The sequence below is a fragment of the Cognatishimia sp. F0-27 genome (assembly GCF_020667845.1).
In the GTDB taxonomy this organism is placed as follows: Bacteria; Pseudomonadota; Alphaproteobacteria; order Rhodobacterales; family Rhodobacteraceae; genus JAFMPQ01.
Genome location: NZ_JAFMPQ010000076.1, coordinates 1 through 3,812, shown reverse-complemented (window position 1 = coordinate 3,812; position 3,812 = coordinate 1). Strand labels below are relative to the sequence as shown.

General features: G+C 54.6%; 3 protein-coding genes. 2 read left to right on the top strand and 1 reads right to left on the bottom strand.

Annotated features, from left to right (window positions below; translation table 11 throughout):
- Positions 1–379: integrase core domain-containing protein (locus J1C49_RS21315; RefSeq protein WP_227447832.1), on the top strand; the 379-nt coding region annotated here is incomplete at its 5' end.
- A gap of 70 nt (positions 380–449) precedes the next feature.
- Here the strand turns inward: J1C49_RS21315 and J1C49_RS21310 are convergent.
- Complete coding sequence (locus J1C49_RS21310; protein WP_227447831.1) at positions 450–2,774, bottom strand: PAS domain-containing hybrid sensor histidine kinase/response regulator; 2,325 nt, start codon at positions 2,772–2,774, stop codon at positions 450–452.
- 239 nt (positions 2,775–3,013) lie between these two features.
- On the opposite strand from J1C49_RS21310, the gene J1C49_RS21305 reads away from it, so the two are divergent.
- Positions 3,014–3,397, top strand: coding sequence for a transposase (locus J1C49_RS21305; protein WP_227447833.1), 384 nt, complete (start codon positions 3,014–3,016; stop codon positions 3,395–3,397).
- The last annotated feature ends 415 nt before the right edge of the window (positions 3,398–3,812 follow it).

Genomic DNA, 3,812 nt, shown 5'->3' with positions numbered 1-3,812 from the left:
AAACCACTGTAGGGACCCGAGACCCGGCTATGATCACCTGCTGCGCTTTTTGATGGCTGCGCAGGCAATCATAGCCTCTAAATCAACGTCATTCCGAAGGTGTTACGGAACGGAATACGTCAGTGGCATGCTTATGGAATGGGCCGAGAACAGGGGCATCGCCCTGACCTATATCCAGCCCGGCAAGCCTCAGCAGAACGCCTATGTCGAACGCTACAACCGGACGGTCCGGCACGAATGGCTGGACCTCTACATCTTTGAAAACATCGAGGAGGTGCAGCAGATTGCCACCGAGTGGCTAGGGTCCTACAACCACGAGCGCCCGAACATCGGAAATGGCGGCATGACACCCGCACAGAAACTGAAGATGGTCGCGTAAGTTCTACGACCAAGCCCCCGCAAAAATGGGGGGATTACCCGGCGAGCAAGGCCGCGTGCGCGATCCAAAGTCAGGCCATTTGTTGATTGGTCAATTTTTCGATCGCAGCAAGAAGCTCGGCTCTTGGCACAGGTTTCGTGAGGCACAGTTCGTTGCGGGATACATCCGTGCGGGGCTCCAACCGCTTATCTGAATATCCAGTGAGAAAGAGCACCGGTAGCCGCTCAATAGTCTCTCTACAGGCCGCTGCTAGATTTGTACCATTTAGCTCACCCGGCATAACAATGTCGGTGATCAAAAGGTCAAATGGGCCTTCTTTGCGGAAAACTTCAAGTCCTTGTACGCCCGAAGAAGCGGCTTCGACTCTGAACCCCGCGGATGTGAGACTCCTGATGAGCAACGCAAGAACTTCCGGTTGATCCTCTACTACGAGAACCCTGATCCCTCTGTTTTTCCCCAGTGCTGAATCTCGGTCGTCGTCTGGCTGATCAGCCGCGGTATCCTCTGTGACATCAAGGGGAAGCAATAACCGAACGCAAGTTCCAACTCCCAGCTCCGATGTGATTTCGACCTCCCCGCCGCTTTGGCGCGTGAAGCCTTGTACCATCGATAGTCCGAGGCCGGTGCCCGTTGAGAGTTCTTTCGTCGTCACAAATGGCTCGAATGCCCTTTGCAAGAGTTCAGGAGGCATGCCGTGGCCAGAGTCCCTTACAGCGAGTTCCAGGTAACTTCCCTGCGGGGAAGCCTCGCTGGACTTGCTGATTTCGTCACCTTTCTCGATTTCCAAGTTCCTGGTTTCAATGAATAGCTCCCCCCCGTCCGGCATCGCGTCGCGTGCATTGACGACAACGTTCACCAGTGCGCTCTGCAAGCCCGCATGGTCCAATCTGCAAAAGCAGTTCTCGGCATCCAGCGACAGAGTCAGAGCTATCGAGCTCGGGATTGTGCGAACTAACCAACGCTCCGTCTCCTCTACCAAATCGTGGATACACACCCGCTGGGGTGCCAGTTGAGACTTACTTGCGAAAGCCAGCATGTTCTTTGTTAAATCAGCGCCACTCCGTGCGGCAGCTAACGCGCTACCGATGCAATCCCGACGCTCCGCCTCCGAAAAGGCTCCAGTGGTCATACCCTCGTCAAGCAGTTCCAAATTGCCGCAGATAACCGCAAGCAGGTTATTGAAGTCATGTGCAATGCCACCTGCCATTTGGCCAATGGCCTCGAACCTTTGAGCTTTCTTGAGTTGCTTCTGTTGTTCAACTAGTTCCGTTCGGTCATGAAGAATTCCAAAGATCCGAGAAGGGTGCCCGGATGCATCTTGCATGAGCGCGACGCCGTCAGCGTAGACGTGTCGTATTTGCCCGTCCCTTAGAACTAGTCTCGCGCTGACACCTTGCAGTTGCCCAGTCTCAAAAACCCTTGCGAAGTGTTCTGACACACGGTCGACATCGCCTGGGTGGTAAAAGGCCAGTGCCTCTTCAACACTTGGCTGGTCACTACCCGGGGGCAAACCGTGGATCCGGAACGTTTCGGGCGACCAAGTAAGTTTATTTTCAGGAAAGCTCACTTCCCAATGTCCAATTCTAGCTATGCTTTCAGCCCTCAGTAACTTCTTTTCAAGCGATCTATCCGCTGTGACGTCAAACGCAATTCCACCCACACCAAGTGTAGATTCATTTCGATCGACAATTGGGAACCGAAGGACATGTAAGACACACTCGGCTTTTTCTGACTTGCCCGTGACTTCTAATGAGACGGGTTGGCCCGATTTGAGCACCTTCCGATCGACCTCAGCCAAATCAGGCTCAATGCTATAAAACTCGCTTTGAAGAGACCGTGGCTGCTTGCTTTCTCCTGCCCCAATACTTGGCGGAATAACGTTCATGGCCTGACCGCTTTTGTCACTTACGTCGATAAAGGCGGGCACATGCCGAAAAAATGCTCTAAGGCGAGCTTCAATAGCTTCGAGGTCCTCGCGTGCCATTCCAAGTTTGGTAGTCTGCTCAGCAACTTCGTTGCCCAAACGATTGATGCTTAAACGGAGCCCTTCTTCGTCCTTCTTTCGACGCAGGTTATCATTGAATACCAAGTCCACGCGGGGGAGGAACTGGTACAACCCCACACCGACTAGCAGCAGGCCGCCCAGATAACCAAAAATATTCTCTAGGATAATTCGAACGTCAAAGCTGCCGTATTTAAGCATCCTATCGGCGTCGGGGAAGTTGCGCGACAAGTCCCAGAAGCCTCCGAAGACGATCAGGCCAAGACCGGCCACAAGGTAGTTCCAACCTGGCTGCTCATTAGCGAACCGTTCTCGCCCAAAGGACCAAAGCAGCAGCAGTACACAGGCCAGCATTAAGATACGAGCCGCGTCCTCAAATACTTCCACTGTCATTTTCGCTCTCCGACGTCTATCGGATCGAACGGTAATGCGAAACAAAAGCAAAGAGCAACGAATTACGCAAGTTCGGCAGGCGACGCGTTGTCCGTGGTACTGACACCGACCACTGCTAAATCATAGCCTTTGCTGAGAAAATCGCGTGCGCGGCCCGAGCATCCCTACGACAGGAACTGGCCGGTCTCGAAAAGTGTGTGCGCCAGTTGGCCTGGGATGATCCGGTTTGCCAACGCCTTATGTCGATGCCTGGAGTCGGTGCAGTCGTAGCACTGACATTCCGTGCTGCGGTCGATGACCCGACCTGCTTTCGGTCTTCAAAGAGAGTTGGCCCCTGGGTTGGCCTGACGCCCTCACGCAACCAGTCCGGTGAACGGGACGTGGCCGGCGGCATCACCAAAGCCGGTGACGTCAATCTGAGGAGGGCGTTGTGCCAGGCCGCAACCGGCATGATGAACCGCGGCACATCAACGTGGCTCAGAACATGGGGAGCTCAACTCGTGCAGCGGCGCGGACGCAAAGTTGCGATGGTTGCCTTGGCACGACGCATCGCGGTTATTCTGCATCGGATTTGGGTCGATGGCACAACCTTCCAATCAGATACGGCGCCAAACCCGGCCTAACAGGATGACTCTCTACCCGTTGCCTGCCTGATTGCAGGCCTCTGAGGCTCCGCAGGGACGTGGTTCCGATGATGCCGAGGTCTGGACCGTCGCTGACAACCGTCAAGCACGCCTATGAGATGGGCACATCGGAATTACATCGAACCAGCATCATGTTGGCAGCCGAAAGCGCTGACCACGAACCGAAGCATGTACCCAAGGGATCTAAGCCGTAGGCCGCGACAGAAGCCAGGACCGGCACCAAGAATATCAACGGAACCTCTACGGCGGATCAATTGCTGTGGGCAAAACCGCTTGACTGGGGCGCCCTTGTTACCGAAGTCCTGACCCTTCTATATCTCTGATCTGTTATTGATACCCCATCACCGGGCTTGGCGAAGATCGGTGATGGGGTGGTGTTTGGCGTCTGACCCTT

Bases quoted from the DNA above. Each gene is read 5' to 3' on its own strand.
- J1C49_RS21310 (WP_227447831.1), bottom strand. From the start codon at position 2,774: ATGACAGTGGAAGTATTTGAGGACGCGGCTCGTATCTTAATGCTGGCC.
- J1C49_RS21305 (WP_227447833.1), top strand. From the start codon at position 3,014: ATGTCGATGCCTGGAGTCGGTGCAGTCGTAGCACTGACATTCCGTGCT.